The sequence below is a fragment of the Sulfitobacter sp. W002 genome (assembly GCF_025142135.1).
Taxonomy (GTDB): Bacteria; Pseudomonadota; Alphaproteobacteria; order Rhodobacterales; family Rhodobacteraceae; genus Sulfitobacter; species Sulfitobacter profundi.
Genome location: NZ_CP081126.1, coordinates 2,975,715 through 2,991,066, shown reverse-complemented (window position 1 = coordinate 2,991,066; position 15,352 = coordinate 2,975,715). Strand labels below are relative to the sequence as shown.

At 57.8% G+C, this 15,352-nt stretch carries 22 protein-coding genes; 12 read left to right on the top strand and 10 right to left on the bottom strand.

Annotated features, from left to right (window positions below; all coding sequences use genetic code 11):
* Positions 1-77: 77 nt before the first annotated feature.
* From lnt to K3758_RS14725, 10 genes are read right to left on the bottom strand one after another with little or no spacing between them, the layout of a single operon-like run.
* On the bottom strand, positions 78-1,649 hold the full coding sequence (gene lnt, locus K3758_RS14770) for an apolipoprotein N-acyltransferase (RefSeq protein ID WP_254693935.1): 1,572 nt from the start codon (positions 1,647-1,649) through the stop codon (positions 78-80).
* Positions 1,646-2,140, bottom strand: coding sequence for a signal peptidase II (gene lspA, locus K3758_RS14765; protein ID WP_082852052.1), 495 nt, complete (start codon positions 2,138-2,140; stop codon positions 1,646-1,648). The genes lnt and lspA overlap by 4 nt, the downstream gene beginning before the upstream one ends.
* Positions 2,124-2,906 (bottom strand): ZIP family metal transporter, encoded by a 783-nt coding sequence (locus K3758_RS14760; protein ID WP_120351839.1) that lies wholly within the window; start codon positions 2,904-2,906, stop codon positions 2,124-2,126. The genes lspA and K3758_RS14760 overlap by 17 nt, the downstream gene beginning before the upstream one ends.
* Before the next feature lie 22 nt (positions 2,907-2,928).
* Positions 2,929-3,387: a DUF411 domain-containing protein gene (locus K3758_RS14755; RefSeq protein ID WP_120351838.1), complete on the bottom strand. Its 459-nt coding sequence runs from the start codon at positions 3,385-3,387 to the stop codon at positions 2,929-2,931.
* A gap of 3 nt (positions 3,388-3,390) precedes the next feature.
* Positions 3,391-4,758: a M23 family metallopeptidase gene (locus tag K3758_RS14750; protein WP_120351837.1), complete on the bottom strand. Its 1,368-nt coding sequence runs from the start codon at positions 4,756-4,758 to the stop codon at positions 3,391-3,393.
* Positions 4,755-5,372, bottom strand: a complete 618-nt coding sequence (locus tag K3758_RS14745) for an SCO family protein (RefSeq protein WP_120351836.1) — start codon at positions 5,370-5,372, stop codon at positions 4,755-4,757. Before K3758_RS14745 ends, K3758_RS14750 begins: the two co-directional genes overlap by 4 nt.
* Positions 5,372-5,839, bottom strand: coding sequence for a copper chaperone PCu(A)C (locus K3758_RS14740; protein WP_120351835.1), 468 nt, complete (start codon positions 5,837-5,839; stop codon positions 5,372-5,374). The genes K3758_RS14745 and K3758_RS14740 overlap by 1 nt, the downstream gene beginning before the upstream one ends.
* Before the next feature lie 28 nt (positions 5,840-5,867).
* On the bottom strand, positions 5,868-6,527 hold the full coding sequence (locus tag K3758_RS14735) for a thioredoxin domain-containing protein (protein ID WP_067263745.1): 660 nt from the start codon (positions 6,525-6,527) through the stop codon (positions 5,868-5,870).
* Between the two features lie 2 nt (positions 6,528-6,529).
* Entirely contained in the window at positions 6,530-6,946 is a 417-nt protein-coding gene (locus tag K3758_RS14730; protein ID WP_120351834.1) for a disulfide bond formation protein B, read from the bottom strand.
* A gap of 5 nt (positions 6,947-6,951) precedes the next feature.
* Entirely contained in the window at positions 6,952-7,518 is a 567-nt protein-coding gene (locus tag K3758_RS14725; RefSeq protein ID WP_120352283.1) for an SCO family protein, read from the bottom strand.
* Positions 7,519-7,732: 214 nt separating this feature from the next.
* Between K3758_RS14725 and K3758_RS14720 the strand changes: the two genes are divergently transcribed.
* The 12 genes from K3758_RS14720 (at position 7,733) to K3758_RS14660 (ending at position 15,127) form a co-directional block, all read left to right on the top strand.
* Positions 7,733-8,161, top strand: coding sequence for a helix-turn-helix domain-containing protein (locus tag K3758_RS14720; RefSeq protein WP_067263750.1), 429 nt, complete (start codon positions 7,733-7,735; stop codon positions 8,159-8,161).
* Between the two features lie 412 nt (positions 8,162-8,573).
* Positions 8,574-9,173, top strand: a complete 600-nt coding sequence (locus K3758_RS14710; protein WP_120351833.1) for a cation transporter — start codon at positions 8,574-8,576, stop codon at positions 9,171-9,173.
* A 154-nt stretch (positions 9,174-9,327) separates the two neighbouring features.
* Complete coding sequence (locus K3758_RS14705; protein ID WP_120351832.1) at positions 9,328-9,795, top strand: DUF411 domain-containing protein; 468 nt, start codon at positions 9,328-9,330, stop codon at positions 9,793-9,795.
* Positions 9,796-9,892: 97 nt separating this feature from the next.
* Positions 9,893-10,327 (top strand): CBS domain-containing protein, encoded by a 435-nt coding sequence (locus tag K3758_RS14700; protein ID WP_120351831.1) that lies wholly within the window; start codon positions 9,893-9,895, stop codon positions 10,325-10,327.
* Between the two features lie 118 nt (positions 10,328-10,445).
* Positions 10,446-11,393 (top strand): cation diffusion facilitator family transporter, encoded by a 948-nt coding sequence (locus K3758_RS14695; RefSeq protein ID WP_120351830.1) that lies wholly within the window; start codon positions 10,446-10,448, stop codon positions 11,391-11,393.
* 54 nt (positions 11,394-11,447) lie between these two features.
* Positions 11,448-11,876 carry a hypothetical protein gene (locus K3758_RS14690; protein ID WP_205570872.1) on the top strand — a complete coding sequence of 143 codons (429 nt, stop codon included), beginning with the start codon at positions 11,448-11,450 and terminating at the stop codon, positions 11,874-11,876.
* 98 nt (positions 11,877-11,974) lie between these two features.
* On the top strand, positions 11,975-12,922 hold the full coding sequence (locus K3758_RS14685; protein ID WP_254693934.1) for an exo-alpha-sialidase: 948 nt from the start codon (positions 11,975-11,977) through the stop codon (positions 12,920-12,922).
* The gene (locus K3758_RS14680; protein WP_120351829.1) at positions 12,919-13,413 is read left to right on the top strand and encodes a DUF411 domain-containing protein; all 495 of its coding nucleotides are present in this window, start codon (positions 12,919-12,921) and stop codon (positions 13,411-13,413) included. The genes K3758_RS14685 and K3758_RS14680 overlap by 4 nt, the downstream gene beginning before the upstream one ends.
* Before the next feature lie 16 nt (positions 13,414-13,429).
* Positions 13,430-13,567, top strand: coding sequence for a hypothetical protein (locus tag K3758_RS14675; protein WP_162931771.1), 138 nt, complete (start codon positions 13,430-13,432; stop codon positions 13,565-13,567).
* Positions 13,564-14,040, top strand: a complete 477-nt coding sequence (locus K3758_RS14670; RefSeq protein WP_093743403.1) for a cytochrome c — start codon at positions 13,564-13,566, stop codon at positions 14,038-14,040. The genes K3758_RS14675 and K3758_RS14670 overlap by 4 nt, the downstream gene beginning before the upstream one ends.
* Positions 14,037-14,615, top strand: a complete 579-nt coding sequence (locus tag K3758_RS14665; RefSeq protein ID WP_259946271.1) for a DsbE family thiol:disulfide interchange protein — start codon at positions 14,037-14,039, stop codon at positions 14,613-14,615. The genes K3758_RS14670 and K3758_RS14665 overlap by 4 nt, the downstream gene beginning before the upstream one ends.
* Complete coding sequence (locus tag K3758_RS14660) at positions 14,612-15,127, top strand: TlpA disulfide reductase family protein (RefSeq protein ID WP_120351828.1); 516 nt, start codon at positions 14,612-14,614, stop codon at positions 15,125-15,127. Before K3758_RS14665 ends, K3758_RS14660 begins: the two co-directional genes overlap by 4 nt.
* Positions 15,128-15,352: the final 225 nt, after the last annotated feature.

Here is a 15,352-nt window from a genome sequence, read left to right as displayed (position 1 = left end):
TAGGTAGTTCCCTTTGCGGCTCCGGGCTAAATAGCCTCCCCAAAAAGCACCTCCGATAGAGCCTAAAAACATTAGCATCACGGTTCCTTTGGGTTTGTTTTTACAGACTTATGTCGCTGTTTGGCCAAGCCGAAGGCAAACCTCAACGTCCAAGCTGCACAGATGAGCGACAGAAATGTCCAATTGCCGAAACGTCCGTAAGGCGTAGCCGTACGCGCAGCCGGCAGGCTTTCATTTATGACGCCTGTTCGCCCAGTGTCGAGGCGCGCGACGATCTCGCCGTTAGCATCAATAATTGCGGATATCCCGGTGTTCGCAGCGCGCACCACGGGTAGCCCTTCCTCCACAGCGCGCATGCGCGCGGATGCGAGGTGCTGCTCGGGCCCGATGCTGGCGCCGAACCAGGCATCATTTGTGGCGTTGAAAATCCAGTCGGGACGAAAAAGATCGTCGACCGCCTGGCCCGGAAAAATGATCTCGTAACAGATTGCCACCGCAACCAGAGGCGCGCCCGGAATTGCCAGCGTTCGTGGCCCTGGTCCCGGGGTGAAATCACCCAAACCTTCGGCCAGACGCTCGAACGGCAGCCAACCTTTCAGGGGCACATATTCCCCGAACGGAACAAGATGATGTTTTGCATATCCCGTTAGAATTTCGCCGCTGCCGTCATAGACCTGAACCGTGTTGAAATATCGGGTTCCCCCATCCCTCTCTACGCGGTCAGGCACACCTGTCAAAAGGATCCTACCGTCTGGCAAAACCGTGGATAACCGCCTGCGCGCCAAGGCGTCTTCGTCCAGAAAACCGGGAAAGGCCGTTTCCGGCCACAGCAGCAGGTCGAAGCGTCCGGGTTGCGCGGACAAGCCGAGGTATTTTTCCAGCGTGCGTTCGCGGCTGCCCGGCGCCCACTTCTCGACTTGCGGCACATTGCCTTGGACGATGCGCAAAGCAATGTCCGTTGGCGGCACGTTCTGATTTAGCCGAAGCACACCGCCCCCCCAAATTACCGTCACCGCGACGGCAAAGAGCGCCAAGACAGCTGCGCGGCTGTTTGGCGCGGCTGCGATGAACACACCTGGCAATATGCTGATAAATACCGTGACAAAGCCCAGACCGTAACTTCCGACCCATGCGGCGGGTTGGCGCAGGGGGGCATGTTCGACAAGGGCATAAGCAGCAAGGTTCCAGGGAAACCCCGTCAGGACATGACCACGCAGCCATTCCGCGGCAACCCAACACGTTGCAAACAGAAGACCTGCCGTAATGCCGCCGACAGCACGGCGCTGCATTACGGTGGCAAATAACATCGCCGCAATAGCTGGAAAAATGGCCAGTCCGGCGGACAGTCCCGCGACTGCTGGGATCGCAAGGGCACCGAAACGTTCGGAATCGACGTAAAAGCTTTCGGCAATCCAGGAAATTCCAAACAGGAACTGGCCCATTCCAAAGATCCAGCCGATGACGAAGGCGCGCGCGGTGGAAACCTGCATGAGCACGAGAAAGAGTGCTGAGAAGGCGACTGGAACAGCGATGATCCATGAGAACGGTGGAAGGGTTAAAACCGTTAAACCGCCCGCCATAAAGCTAATCCCTGATCGCAGGGGAAAGCAACGGCTGCAGCCAGTCAATTGCAGCCAACCCGTCATCATGGGCCAGTCTGAAGTTTAGCGGCTAACCACGGTGCTAAGAGCAGCAGCCCCACGCCACCGACCACGAACACATCCGCCATGTTGAAGGCGGGCCAATGCGTGGAGCCGACGTAGAAATCGAGGAAGTCCGTCACACCCCAAAATCGAATGCGGTCGAGGACGTTGCCGAGCGCGCCACCGATGATCGCACCATAGGCGATAGCCTCAACCCGGTTGTCAGTGCGTACCAGCATGACGGTCAACCAGCCGCAGATGGCTAGGGCCAAGGTCGCAAGGCCCCACCATGGTGCTCCACCAAGCAGTCCGAATGTCACGCCATCGTTGCGCAAGTAAATAAGATTAAAACTGGGAAAGACCGGAATTCCGGCGCTCAAATCTGTCGCATTAGCGACGACGATTGCTTTTGTCACCTGATCAACAAGAAAAGCAGTTCCAGCCGCAATGAAGCCTTGGAAATGGGACTGTTTCATCTCATCACCCCAGCCATACATCTAGGAACAACATGATCACGAGGCCGACCGCGAGACCGAAAGTCGCCCTGTTTTGATGGCCGGATCGGTGGGTTTCGGGAATGATTTCGTGGCTGATTACGTAGAGCATCGCCCCGGCGGCGAAGGCGAGGCCCCATGGCAACAGGGGCTGCGAGATGCCGATGATGCCAGCGCCAAGAAGCCCGCCTACCGGCTCGACAAGACCTGTCAGGGCGGCAACCCCCCACGCACGGCGCCTGGAATACCCCTCACCAAGCAATGAGACCGCTACGGCGAGGCCCTCGGGCGCGTTTTGCAGCCCGATGCCAATCGCGAGCGGCAAGCCACCTGAGAAACCATCAGCCCCAAACCCGACACCAACGGCAAGCCCTTCGGGAAAATTGTGGATCGTGATCGCTATGATGAAGAGCCAGACGCGGCGCAGAGATGCGGCGGCGGGCCCTTCTCGCCCCGTTTTGAAATGTTCATGCGGCAGTCGTTCATTCATCAGAGCGACCGCCCCCATGCCAAGCAAGATCGCAACACAAACGATGGTTGCCGGGAGAGCACCGTTGTCGAACTGTCTTTCGGCTGCGTCGAGAGCCGGAATGATCAACGAAAAGAATGAAGCAGCGAGCATGACACCCGCCGCGAAGCCAAGCAGCAAATCGCGCGTGGCACGAGAGGGGACGCGTCCAAAGAGAACGGGGGTCGCCCCGACCGCTGTCAGCGATCCGGCGGCAAGGCTTCCAAGAAAGCCGAGAGTTATTGGGGACAAGGGTTCCAAGCGCTGAGTTCCCGCCGATACGTCAGTCAGCGGCCAAATAGCTGCTAAAGATTTCGGTCGACCCATCGCCCTGGATCAAAAAGACATCGTAGCCCTCGCGATCATCTTCCGGTCCCATGCCCGGCGAGCCATAGGGCATACCCGGCACCGCCACCCCCACTGCATCGGGACGCTCATCCAACAAACGCTGGATGTCTGATGCCGGTACATGACCTTCGATCACGTAGCCGCCGACCAAAGCCGTATGGCAGGATACCATGCGCTGAGGCACGCCGGTGTCGAGTTTGAATCGCACAAGAGTTCCCCCGAACAGGTCCTCGCCTATCGGCGCGAATCCGCTTTCCTCAAGATGCTTCATCCAGGACAGACAACAGCCGCAGCCGTTTGTCTTCCGGACATCAATCTGGATCGCATCGGCGACAGCTTGCGCCGCGGAAAACAAGGCCAGCGTGACTGCAAGAGCGGGAGCCAGTCGTTTCATGGATTAAAGCCTTTCCGTTGTTGTCTGCACAAATTCGCTGGTGAGCCTCTCGGCCAGTAGCGAGCGAGCCTCAGCCAATCGCTCAAGTGCAGCCGTGCCAACCGCATCCCGGTCGGCCGCCTCTACCAGTCGGTCGTCTGAGAGAGGATCCGTCGGGCGACCATCGACCCGAACCTCATAATGCAGATTTGGGCCGGTCGCGGTGCCGGTCGCACCGACGCGACCGATCATGTCTCCGGCCATCACGCGCTGCCCTTGTTCGAGTGTGTCCGGCACTTCGCTGAGATGTGCGTATCGTGTCAGGGTGTCGGAACCATGCGATATCTCCACCACCCGGCCATATCCACCACGACGTCCGATGAAGCTCACGCGTCCAGGCGCCGTTGCTTTTACAGGCGTACCGCGGGCCGCAGCAAAGTCGACGCCGGTGTGCATGCGTACATTCCCATAGACCGGGTGCGTGCGACGGCCGAAGACGGAACTCAGCCGCGCTCCTTCCACCGGTTGGGCAAAGACACGCAGGACCTCTCCATCCACATAGATCGTCGCTTGACCGCTGCCGTCATCCGGCCAGACGATCTCATAGACCGATCCAGCAAGGTCCAATGCGGCAAAGGCAAGCTCGGGCTGGCCAATCCTTTTGTTTCCTTCTCGCGCCTCGCGCCAAAGGAGACGCATCCTCTCACCCCCGGAGAGTTCACGTCGAAAATCGATTGTGCCGCCCAGCATCTGTGCCAGATCGACCGCGAAGCGTGCAGGTATCTTTGCCTTGTCCAACGCTGCGGAAATCGAACTTTCAACCACCGCCTCGCTTGCGAAAATCACCACTTCAGGGTCTGGTTCCAATACGCGCGTAAGAAGCTCTTCACCAAAAACCGTTTCGATCCGCACTCCATCGTCAATGGCCAGTTCTACGCGCTTCGGATTGCCGTCCGCGTTTGAGATCACGGTGATCTCATGGCCTGGGCGCAATCGGCGCAGATCATATTCCACTCCAAGTGCCAGAGCGATCTCCGCACGGGCGTGTGCGGCAACGCCGGCGTTCGCTAAAACTGCATCCAACGTCTCACCCGACGCGATTTGACGCGTCCAAGTCACCAAGGGCGGTTCAATTGCTGGCAAGGCGGTTTCGGTGACGTCAGGCTGCAAGAGAGGGACGTTTAGGATTTTGCGCGCTCCGCCGACTTGTGTGGTTTTGGGAACCGTCATGACGCTATCAGCAAGTCGCGGTTCCAAAACTGCAGCAGGCGCCCAATGCGTTGCTTCGGCAATCGATTGGGGCACCGGTTCTTTGGACCACCACCCTAAGGTGGCGATGGCAGTCATCGAAAAGGCGCCTACCAGGGCTACCGAGGCAACTCTTATTCTCATGTTGTGATCTCTACATCTTCTGTCAACGCACGTCGGATCTTCGGTACTGCGAATTCTCTTGGCTCGTGGTGGTCAATCATGGTGACGAACTCACCGTTGGCGCCAAAAAGAAATATGCTTGCCGTATGGTTCATCGTGTAGTCACCTCCCTCGGTCGGGACGCGCTCATACGAAGCCCGAAACCCTTCTGTAGCGCGGGTAATCTGGTTTTCCGTCCCGGTCCAACCCCGAATGGCCGGATGAAAATAGCCGACATATTCGGCCATGGCCTCGACCGTGTCACGCGCCGGATCGACCGTGATGAAGACCACGTTCATCTGCGCGGCTTCGTCTCCGAGATCTTCAAGCCAGCCTGAGATATCCGATAACGTCGTGGGGCAGACATCCGGGCAGTAGGTGAACCCGAAGAACACCATGGTCGGCCGTCCGATCAGGGTTTCTGGGCCCACTTCATGGCCTTCGTGATCGGTCAGTCGGAAATCCATCGCCGTTAGGGGGAGCGGCCTTTGGCCAGTAGGTTTCGGAGCGCCGGGACCATCCACGCGCCACCAGCCGATACCAAGCATCATAGCCAGAGCGCCTGCACCGTATTGGAACAATTGCCGACGCTGCATCAGCTTCCCGGCCCGCGCGCGGCGATCCCCAGAATTGGGACCTCAACAGTCACTTCGCCACCGTCCGAGAAAGTCAGTGTCAGCGGGAAGGTCTCGCCTTCGATCATCGGGTCTTGCAGCTTCATGAGCATGGCGTGCAGCCCGCCCGGCTCCAATGCCACGCTTTCGCCCGGCCCGATCGTGATGTCGTCTGCAGGTGACATTGAACTGACGCCTGCAGCGTTGGTTTTCGTCTCATGGATCTCGGGCATCGTGGCAAGTGGTGTTGTAAGTCCGGTCAGCGTGACTGTGTCTTCAGTTGCGTTATGTATAGTGAAATATGCCGCGCCCGGTCGGTTTATACCAATCGAAGCACGGGACCACGCGTTTACTACGATGACGTCCTCCGAACCGGCAAATGTCGGAGTCGACATGCCCGAGAGCAGCAAAAAAAGAGTCAAGCCCTTGATATAAGGTAGCTCTATCATGACAGATTCTCCTTTATCTATCCGAGCATCAACTTTGGCTGACCGCAATTTCTGCAGCGACCAGTCGCCGCAGTTCGGCCTCACCGAACGGGTCTAATGGCTTGGCGTTGACGAAGAACGTGGGCGTTTGTCGCACGCCTACCGCTTCGACATCAGCGCGGTCCTGATTGAGCACTGCCACGACACCGGGGGCCAGCATCTGTGTTCGAGCAGCTTCGACATCCAGACCACCGCTTGCGGCAATCTCAAGGATCAAACCCGGTGCTGGAGTGCCATGGGACGCCCATCGTGGCTGCTCGCGCAGGACCGCTTCCAGCACGGGTTCGAACACATCCTGCATCCGCGCAGCTTCGAGAACACGGATCGCTTCCACTGAAGCTTTCCCGTGAAAGGCAGTATATCGAATGACGACACGGACCGCACCACCGTGCTCAGTCATGATATCCTTGACCACGGGATAAAAGGCGCGGCAGGCCTCGCAAGCTGGATCGAAAAACTCGACAATCGTGACAGGTGCCGTTTCGGGGCCAAGGATCGGGGAATAGGACCGGATCAGCACATCGTTCACTTCTGGCGCGACAGGGACTGCCTCTGCCATGGGTTGGGGGCGGGTGGCATACCAAGCCGCGCCGCCAAAACCTGCGGCACCAACAGCCAGAACGGATAGAACGAGGCCGCGTCGATTCATGTTTATTCTTCCTTCAGTGAAAGGGCCGACAGCACCCCGATAATCGTGAAGGCGACAAGCGCCATCAGCGGAATCGGAATCCCGGAGACCAACTGGTTGTCGTCGATACAAGAGGGGCCAGTCGCCGTGCAGGGCTGGATCGCCTCGGGGATCAGACCGACATAGAGGCCGATGTGATACATCGCCACCGCCGCCCCCCCAAGCGCCAGTGCAACGCCATAGCGCCCCACGCGGGAATCCTGCCACCACAACCCGAGCCCAAGAACGATGGCCAAGGGGAACATGAAGGCGCGCTGGAACCAGCAAAGGATGCAAGGCGTTTGACCAAGCACCTCGCCAATAAAGAGCACGGCAAGCGATGAGATAAGCGCAATGATCCACGCTAGGCCAAGGGCTGTTTCTCCGGAGAGTCGGGGCATGACGATCAGATCCTCTCTTTCAGATCGGCGAGGATCTCTTCGGCGGGCGTGCCATAGGGCCAGGAATCCGCGAAGCCTGCCTGCTTGTCGAAAAGGAAAAGGTGCGACGTGTGACCCATCGTGTATCCACGCGGCGCAGTAGCCTCCTCGATCCGCTCAAAGAAAATTGGGAAAGTCTCGGATGTTGCGGCGATCTGCTCCGGCGTGCCGGTCAGCCCGATGATTCCTGCGTCGAACAAGGGCACGTACTCTGCTAAAGCCGTCGGCGTATCTCGCTCGGGATCGATCGTTATGAAAATCGGCTGAACCATTGCCGCCTCATCGCCCAGACCCTCCATCACGGCCGCGACTTCGGACAGTGTTGTCGGACAGACGTCGGGGCAATTGGTGAAGCCGAAGAAGACCAACATCCAGCGACCTTTGAAATCTTCCTCCGTTTGGACCATCCCGCGATGATCGGTCAGTTCGAAATCAGCAAAAAACGGTGGTTCACTCTCTGTGCGGGCAAGGTCGGCACGGTAGTCCAACCACAGCAACAGCCAGATGAGAACGAACGCCGCCACGCCCGCCAACACCTTCGATACCTTCTGAAAACCTGGAAGCCTCACACCGCTACGCCCGAACTTGATTCTATATTTTGGAGGTGTCTACAACTTCTAGCAGCTGTAGGTTCAAGCGCGATTGTCGCTAATTGGCTGGCAATCACGGACCTGTGAGGAGGTGGTGAATCTTGTGATGTCTGCCACTTAAAGCTACACCCTCTGTAGCTAATGTGGAGAGCCTGAAATGTTGACCATTGGGACGCTTGCAAAAAAGACTGGTACAAAAGTGCAGACAGTCCGGTATTATGAGCAGATCGGGCTCATGCCAGAACCCGGCAGAACTGAAGGCGGCCAGCGACGATATGGTGATGCCGAGCTTGACCGCCTGTCGTTCGTCCGGCACGCGCGGCAACTGGGGTTCTCGTTGGATGCGATCCGCGAACTGCTCGACCTCAGCGATCACCCGGGAAAATCTTGCGCGGAGGCCGATGCGATTGCCCGCCGGCAGCTTAAGCAAGTTGAGCATCGACTGGCTCGCCTGGAGGCGCTGCGCACGGAATTGAAACGTATGGTGCATGAGTGCAGTGGCGGGCAGACCGCTGACTGCCGTGTGTTAGAGGTGTTGAGAGACCACTCCGAATGCCTGACAAACCATGAAGAGATCGGCGGCTAAGATGCCCGTTGCGTTTGTCTATCCGATCGCGGCGCTTGCCGAAATCGCAGGGTGTTTCGCTATCTAGGCCTGTCGGCACTTTGGGTTTCGCCTGGCACTGCTGCTGTCCTAGCCTTGTTCGGATGGCTCTAGGCGCAGGTGGAAGCTGTCGCCGCGGGACACACATTTACAGCTTATGGTGGCGTCCATATAGCGGCCTCGGTTGTGTGGATGTGGTGGGCAAAAGTAGGCCTGACAGCCGGGAACTGCTCGGCACCGTTATTTGTTTGCTAGGGGCAACAGCCGCACCGCATGATCACTAAGAAATGGGCCCGTTCGGCTCAAGCGAAATCTGGAAAGACGAAAGAACTCCGGAATAATAGCTCGTCGTTTGAGTTTGCAATTCTGCAAGTTCTGGGATTAAGAATAGCGCATGGTAGAGCAGAAGAATGCATCGGAAAGACGCACACTCTGGATCGTTCTGGGGCTGAACATCGGGTTGGCTATCGCCTTCTTTATCTCGGGCGCATTTGGCGATTCAACCGCCCTTATCGCCAATGGTCTCGACAATTTATCAGATAGTTTTGTCTACGGGATCAGTCTCTTTGCCTTGTCCCGATCCGCGAAGTGGAAGCGTGGAGCGGCGAATGTTTCGGGCGGCCTGCTGATCCTTTTCGCCGTCGGCATCCTTTATGATGCTTGGCGTCGCTACGTTGGCGGATCGGATCCTCTTGGCATAATCATGATCATCATGGCACTGGTCGCGGCGGGCATTAACGCGCTCTGCGTTTGGCTGTTGGCACGTATTCGCGATCCAGATGTGAACATCCGCGCGGCGAACACATTCAGCTGGAACGATTTCGCCGCCAATCTCGGCATTATTGCCGCAGGCTTACTCGTGGCTTGGCTTGGAGCGAATTGGCCCGACCTTATTGTTGGCGTTATTGTTGCTGGCATTGCTGCTTGGGGCGGTGTCGGAATACTGAAAGACGCACATGGTGAACATCATAAGGCTGTTTGCCATGACGATTAGGTAGGGACGTGGGCTTGACCGGAGGGGTAATGACAGTTTAGCGCGCTGTGATTGTTTTTCTTCTGGCCTTTCTACGCTGTCTATCTGATCAAGCGAAGGACTGTAATTCGCTCATATCCTGTCCGATTTAGGAAAAACCTTGGAAGGACTTCACATGACCCTCACACGCCGCCGCCTGCTGGTCTGTTCCGCAAGCTCATTCGCCGCTGCGCCATTCGCAGTTTGGGCTGAAGAAAAGCCTACCATCCACGTGATGAAAGATCCTAATTGCGGTTGCTGTTCGGCTTGGATCGACATCTTGAAGAAAGACGGTTTTGAAGTAACCACTGAACGCAGCTTTGGGACGCTGTTGATCCGGCACAAGTTGGACAGCGGCATCCCGCAGAATATGACCTCCTGCCACACCGGCGAAATCCAAGACTATATGATCGAAGGTCACGTCCCGCCCGCCGACATCCGCAAACTGCTTTCCGAGCGCCCGGATGCCATCGGCCTTGCCGTGCCGGGTATGCCCTATGGCTCACCAGGTATGGGGTCAGAAGATGAACGCGAAGCCTATGAGGTCTTTCTAATCTCCCGCGATGGCAGCACAAAAGTGTTTTCACATTACGACCCGGCGTGAGGACACTGCGGTGAAACTTGCTGCAAAGTGTGGTGACAGGAACCTCAGAGCCAATCTTTTGGTTTGCACTGTGTCAACCAAAGCAAGGAGTAAGATCATGCAAGTTCAGGACATCATGACAAGCAATCCCACCTGCTGCGGCCCCGACACTTCGATTCAGGAAGCAGCAACCCTTATGGCTGAAAAATCTGTCGGCTCCATTCCGGTGCTTAATGACGCCGGTGAGCCCGTTGGCATCGTGACGGACCGCGATATCTGCTGTGGTGCCGTTGCGCAGGGCAAGACGGTCGAGACGCCGGTTTCAGAAATCATGTCGAACGACCTTCTGACCGTGTCTGCTGACGACGACGTTGAAAGCTGTTGCAACAAGATGGAAGAAAAACAGGTTCGGCGTAGTGTGGTCACCGACGAAAGTGGTAAATGCTGTGGCGTCGTCGCCCAAGCGGACGTCGCCCGAGAGGCCAGCGGGGCGGAGACCGCGGAGTTGGTGGAAGAAGTTTCGCAACCCAAGGAGAAATCGGGCTGCTGCTGACAGCTCAATGAGCCCAACGGTTCATCCGGATAAGGGCTTTCCGTTTTTGCCAATGGAAAAGATTAGAACGCGGTGTTGGACCGCGTTCTAATCAGGCCAACAGAAAGAGGCGCGGCCGATGGCTCACGATCACGCCCATATTGATCCCGAAAGTGGTGACCGCAGGGTATCCATTGCGATTTGGGCGAACGCACTGCTTACGGCGGCACAGATCGTCGGCGGGATTTTCGCCGGGTCGCTGGCGCTTATTGCTGATGCGCTGCATAACTTTTCTGACATGGCCTCATTGGTTATCGCCTTCGTCGCCCGAAAAATCGCGCGACGTCCAGCGGATGAACGCATGACCTTCGGCTATGGCCGGATCGAAGTCGTTGCCGCCCTGATCAACTACACCACGCTTATCCTTGTCGGGCTTTACCTGATCTATGAAGGCGGGATGCGCATGATTGACCCGCCGCAAGTCGCGGGTTGGACTGTCGTGATCTTGGGCGGGGTCGCGCTTGTAGTCGACACTCTTACGGCGCTGCTGACCTACTCAATGCAAAAGGGCAGCGTGAACATCAGAGCGCTGTTCCTGCACAATTTATCGGATGCTTTGGCTTCAGTTGCGGTAATCATCGGCGGCACGCTGATCATACTTTACGATCTACGGTGGGTTGATCCGGCAATCACCATCGGCATTGCCCTTTATATCCTATACCTCGCTCTAACTGAGATCGGCGACCCTATACGTATGCTGATGCTGGGCAGCCCGCCTGACATGGATGCGGGTGCGGTGGTTGAAGCGATGACGAACGTCGAGGGTGTGCGCGATGTGCATCACGTTCACCTATGGCAAATGCAGGAACATGAGGTCGCACTCGATTGTCATGTGGTTTTGGAGGGAACAGGTCTCGAGGACCTTGAATCTGCAAAAGATACCCTCAAAGGAATATTGGCAGACGACTTTGGCATCACCCATTCAAGCCTTGAGTTTGAAACCCTCGGCAATGCGCATGAGAATGCATCACTGTTCGGTCATGCGGATCGGCGAAAGAGTAAAGGCGAAGGAACCGGCACAGATTGAGCGGCAGCCGAACTCGCGAAGGCTGCGCGCCGCCTTGAGCAGCGTCCCGCCCATATGAGCGCATTCCGCCATTCTTCCGCTTTCCTTTTTCGACCAAGGATCGACATTTCAACGACGTGCTCCTATATCACCGTCATGCGCATTCTGCTTCGCCTTGCCACGTTCTGCCTATCACTCGTTCTGCTAACGGGTGTGTTGGCGCATGATCTGGCGGCGGCGAACATGTCGATGGAGATGTCCGGCATGACCGCATCCTCGACAAGTGATGAGGAAGAAGCCTGCGCAGCTTGTTTGCCGGGGGAGCAGAGCGAGGTTGTCTGCGACATCGATTGCACGGCACCTGTCTTTATCTTTTCGCAGATGCATCAGTCACCCATAGAGAGCATTCAGCGCTTCTTCATGCCTGCGCCTGCGGATCTCAGCCTTGCCGGGCTTAATCCCGGGTCTGATCCTTTCCCACCAAGAACCACCTTCCTGAGTTGACCGGCCGCACCGAAGCGTGACGGCCCGGTCTCGCGTTGTCTGCTGCCAAGCGACGGCAGAGCGATCGACCTTATCCGTCACTTTCGGGAACGACCTTCATGTCACTTTATCAATCGCGCGATATTTCGCGTAGACGCATGCTGTCCAGCGGACTCGCCGCCATGGGTGCGGCGCTGACCCTACCTCATGTGTCATATGCAACCACTCAGGGGGCTTCGATCCGGGCCCTCGGATACGACGGCAACGCATTGATCGTCGCGTATGAGCATGCTCTCTGGCGCGTCTCCACCGCAAATCAAATAAGCGAACGGCCACTTGATCAGACAGTCACCGCGATCGCCAGCCACCCCGAGGCTTCGGGCAGTCTCTTTGCGGCGGTCGAGCCAACCGGTCTCTTGCGCAGCCGCGACGGCGGGCGCACGTGGACCAACGCAGGTGCAGGTTTGCCTCCAGTCCGGGTTACTGCTCTGACCCAAGCGGCCCTTGAGCCAGATTTGCTCTATGCTGCGCTTGCGGGTGACGGGCTCTGGCGCAGCGAAGACGCCGGTGAAAGCTGGGAGTTCGTGATGGACCGGCCCTATCTGAACGGAGCCGAGCAGGAGGTGCTCACGCTCGTTTCTGTGGGAAATCCGACTGGCATGGGCGGCATCTGGCTATATGCCGGAACTGAGGCAGGACTAACCCGCGTGCCCGATTGCTTTTGTCGCTGGCAGGATGTGACGGCGGGTAATGCCATGGATGCTCTGGTCGAGGGTAAAGCGCTGCCGCCCACGACACCGCTGCCTGTAGGGCAGCCTGTCCCACATCTCGCGCTCTCGCCCAAAGCACCGGAGCAACTCTACGTGGGCCTCGACAGTGGCCTTTGGGCTTCGGCAGACGCAGGGGTGAATTGGTCGCTGGTTGCTGATGGAAAAATCGACGCACTGGCTGTCGATCCTGCCGATCCTCAGCGTCTGACCGTCGTTCGCGACGGCAATCTTTCTGTCAGCCGCGATGGCGGCCTGACGTTCGACACTCTCGACATCTTTGAAGGAGACAAAAATTGAACAGTAAATTCACCCTCGGCACGGTTGCCGCAATCACAGCCGCCGGCATCATTGGTTTTGCCACCTTCGGCATGGCCGAAAGCGACAGAGCGCCTGACACGGATACCGCTGCGATCACCGTTCCGGCTGACCGCCAGATGACCATTTGGCGCGATCCGTCCTGTGGCTGCTGTGACGCCTATGCCGATTATGCAGAAGAAAACGGTTATCATGTCACCCGCATTGACGACCGCGATTTTGACAAGCGTTCTGTCGAAGTTGGCGTGCCAGAACAGGGGCTCGGTTGCCACCTCGCTGAGGTCGATGGCTATTACATCAGTGGTCTGGTCCCTGTGGAGGTCATTCGACGCCTAACGTCTGAACGCCCCGAGATCACCGGCATTACGCTGCCGGGTATGCCCAGCAACGCACCCGGCATGGCGGGCAAGAGTGGCACCCTCAAGACCTATGCCTTCGGCGAGGACGGCGTGGCCGTGTATTCAAATGAGTGAGGATGGAATGATGGAAATGATGAACGGATCTATGATGAATGGGCCGATGTCGGCCGGAATGATGATCGGCTGCGGCCTGTTGTTCCTTTTGGTGCTGGCGGTGCTGGTTCTGGGCGTGTTGGCTCTGGTCAAATACCTGAGGCGCTCGGCATGAGAGCGTTGATCGTAGCCGCTGTGGTTGGCATCACGGGCGCCGCTGCGGTTGCTGTCTGGGCCGGGGGGAAGGAAGACGCCCCCCCGGCGCTCACCGTGCTTGGCGTGCCTGTGGATGCGGAAATGCTCGATCAGGGCGCTGACCTCTATGCGGAGAACTGTGCCTCCTGCCACGGCGCAGACCTCGAGGGCCAACCGGACTGGCGCAGGCGGCTCGACAATGGTCGCATGCCCGCGCCGCCGCATGATGAAACGGGCCATACATGGCACCATGCCGATCAGCAGCTTTTCGACATTACCAAGAACGGGCTGGCCTCGGTCGTGCCGGGTTATGAAAGCGACATGCCCGTGTTCGAGGGCATTCTGAGTGACGCGGAAATCACAGCGATCCTTGGCTATATCAAGAGCACATGGCCCGAGCGTGAACGCAATTATCAGGCCGAGATCACCTCGAAGAACGAGGAAGGATCATGAGCAACCAGGATCAAGCTGCGCCCAAGTGGCGATGGTCCCTTCTGATCGCCGCGCTTCCTGCGGCGGTCTTCGCGGCCATCGGGGCGGCTTTCCTATGGGGACTGTTTAACAATGAAGACAGCCTTCCGAGCACCATGATCGGCCGGGACATCCCAGAGTTTGATTTGCCTCCAATCGAAGGACGCGAAAACGGCTTGTCGACATCAGATCTCCGCGGCGAAGTTTCACTCGTAAATGTCTGGGCCTCCTGGTGCGTGCCATGCCGGGTCGAGATGCCGCTGCTGGTGGAGCTTTCTCAGACCGGCAGCGTGTCAATCCACGGCATCAATCTAAAGGACAAGCCAGCCGCTGCACGCAGGTTTCTCGCAGAACTCGGCGATCCCTATGACCGGATCGGTGCGGATAGCTCTGGCCGGGCCTCTATTGACTGGGGCGTTTACGGAGTGCCGGAAACCTTTGTGATCGATTCAAAAGGGCGCATTGCTTACAAACATGTTGGCCCCTTCAACCGGCACTCTCTGGAAAACGACATTCTTCCAGTGGTGCGGCGTTTGCAACAGGAGCAGGGGGCATGAAGCGGCGCGGTTTTCTTGGCGGCGCACTGGCGCTCGGGGCCACGCCGGCTGCGGCGCGTCCGGTCATGGCCGAGCACAACGCGCCCTTACCAATGCTCTCGCCGCCGATCACCGACGGGAGGGGCCGGGACCTGACTTTGGCAGATTTCCGGGGAAGCACGGTGTTGCTTAACATCTGGGCGACATGGTGCGCCCCTTGTCGTGATGAGATGCCAACCCTCGACAGACTACAGGCAAAGCTTGGCGGGCCAGAGTTTCATGTGCTCGCCTTGTCGATCGACAGGGGTGGTTTCGACACCGTCCGCGCATTCTATTCCGACATCGGCATTCAGCATCTCGCTCTCTACGCCTCGGATCAATTGAGGGCGATGATGGCTCTTGGCGTTGTCGGCTTGCCGACGACACTTCTTGTTAGCGCCGAAGGCCGCGAAGTCGCCCGCAAAGTGGGACCGGCCGATTGGGACAGCCCAGCGGTAATCTCTCAAATCAAACGCGTCATTTCTAAAGGATGAACCCAACAGTGACCCAAATTTCAAACAACGACAGGCCAGCAAGTGCGATCCCCATGCCTTCGCGGCGACAGAGCCTCATGCTGACTGGCTTTGCCGCTATCGGTGGCGGCACTGCGCTCAACTGGGACTGGCTGACTGCTGTTGGTGCGGCACCTTTGATCCTTAGCCTCGCCCCTTGTGCCGCTATGTGCGCTCTGGGGCTTTGCATGCGCGGCGGCTCTGCCG

What these genes read in the sequence shown, in the direction of transcription:
- K3758_RS14670 (WP_093743403.1), top strand. Translation starts at nt 13,564, where the DNA reads ATGAGAGCGTTGATCGTAGCCGCTGTGGTTGGCATCACGGGCGCCGCT.
- lnt (WP_254693935.1), bottom strand. Translation starts at nt 1,649, where the DNA reads ATGATGACGGGTTGGCTGCAATTGACTGGCTGCAGCCGTTGCTTTCCC.
- K3758_RS14745 (WP_120351836.1), bottom strand. Translation starts at nt 5,372, where the DNA reads ATGCAGCGTCGGCAATTGTTCCAATACGGTGCAGGCGCTCTGGCTATG.
- K3758_RS14730 (WP_120351834.1), bottom strand. Translation starts at nt 6,946, where the DNA reads ATGCCCCGACTCTCCGGAGAAACAGCCCTTGGCCTAGCGTGGATCATT.
- K3758_RS14735 (WP_067263745.1), bottom strand. Translation starts at nt 6,527, where the DNA reads ATGAATCGACGCGGCCTCGTTCTATCCGTTCTGGCTGTTGGTGCCGCA.
- K3758_RS14695 (WP_120351830.1), top strand. Translation starts at nt 10,446, where the DNA reads ATGGCTCACGATCACGCCCATATTGATCCCGAAAGTGGTGACCGCAGG.
- K3758_RS14660 (WP_120351828.1), top strand. Translation starts at nt 14,612, where the DNA reads ATGAAGCGGCGCGGTTTTCTTGGCGGCGCACTGGCGCTCGGGGCCACG.
- lspA (WP_082852052.1), bottom strand. Translation starts at nt 2,140, where the DNA reads ATGTATGGCTGGGGTGATGAGATGAAACAGTCCCATTTCCAAGGCTTC.
- K3758_RS14720 (WP_067263750.1), top strand. Translation starts at nt 7,733, where the DNA reads ATGTTGACCATTGGGACGCTTGCAAAAAAGACTGGTACAAAAGTGCAG.
- K3758_RS14665 (WP_259946271.1), top strand. Translation starts at nt 14,037, where the DNA reads ATGAGCAACCAGGATCAAGCTGCGCCCAAGTGGCGATGGTCCCTTCTG.
- K3758_RS14740 (WP_120351835.1), bottom strand. Translation starts at nt 5,839, where the DNA reads ATGATAGAGCTACCTTATATCAAGGGCTTGACTCTTTTTTTGCTGCTC.
- K3758_RS14705 (WP_120351832.1), top strand. Translation starts at nt 9,328, where the DNA reads ATGACCCTCACACGCCGCCGCCTGCTGGTCTGTTCCGCAAGCTCATTC.
- K3758_RS14700 (WP_120351831.1), top strand. Translation starts at nt 9,893, where the DNA reads ATGCAAGTTCAGGACATCATGACAAGCAATCCCACCTGCTGCGGCCCC.
- K3758_RS14755 (WP_120351838.1), bottom strand. Translation starts at nt 3,387, where the DNA reads ATGAAACGACTGGCTCCCGCTCTTGCAGTCACGCTGGCCTTGTTTTCC.
- K3758_RS14750 (WP_120351837.1), bottom strand. Translation starts at nt 4,758, where the DNA reads ATGAGAATAAGAGTTGCCTCGGTAGCCCTGGTAGGCGCCTTTTCGATG.
- K3758_RS14685 (WP_254693934.1), top strand. Translation starts at nt 11,975, where the DNA reads ATGTCACTTTATCAATCGCGCGATATTTCGCGTAGACGCATGCTGTCC.
- K3758_RS14690 (WP_205570872.1), top strand. Translation starts at nt 11,448, where the DNA reads ATGAGCGCATTCCGCCATTCTTCCGCTTTCCTTTTTCGACCAAGGATC.
- K3758_RS14710 (WP_120351833.1), top strand. Translation starts at nt 8,574, where the DNA reads ATGGTAGAGCAGAAGAATGCATCGGAAAGACGCACACTCTGGATCGTT.
- K3758_RS14675 (WP_162931771.1), top strand. Translation starts at nt 13,430, where the DNA reads ATGATGAACGGATCTATGATGAATGGGCCGATGTCGGCCGGAATGATG.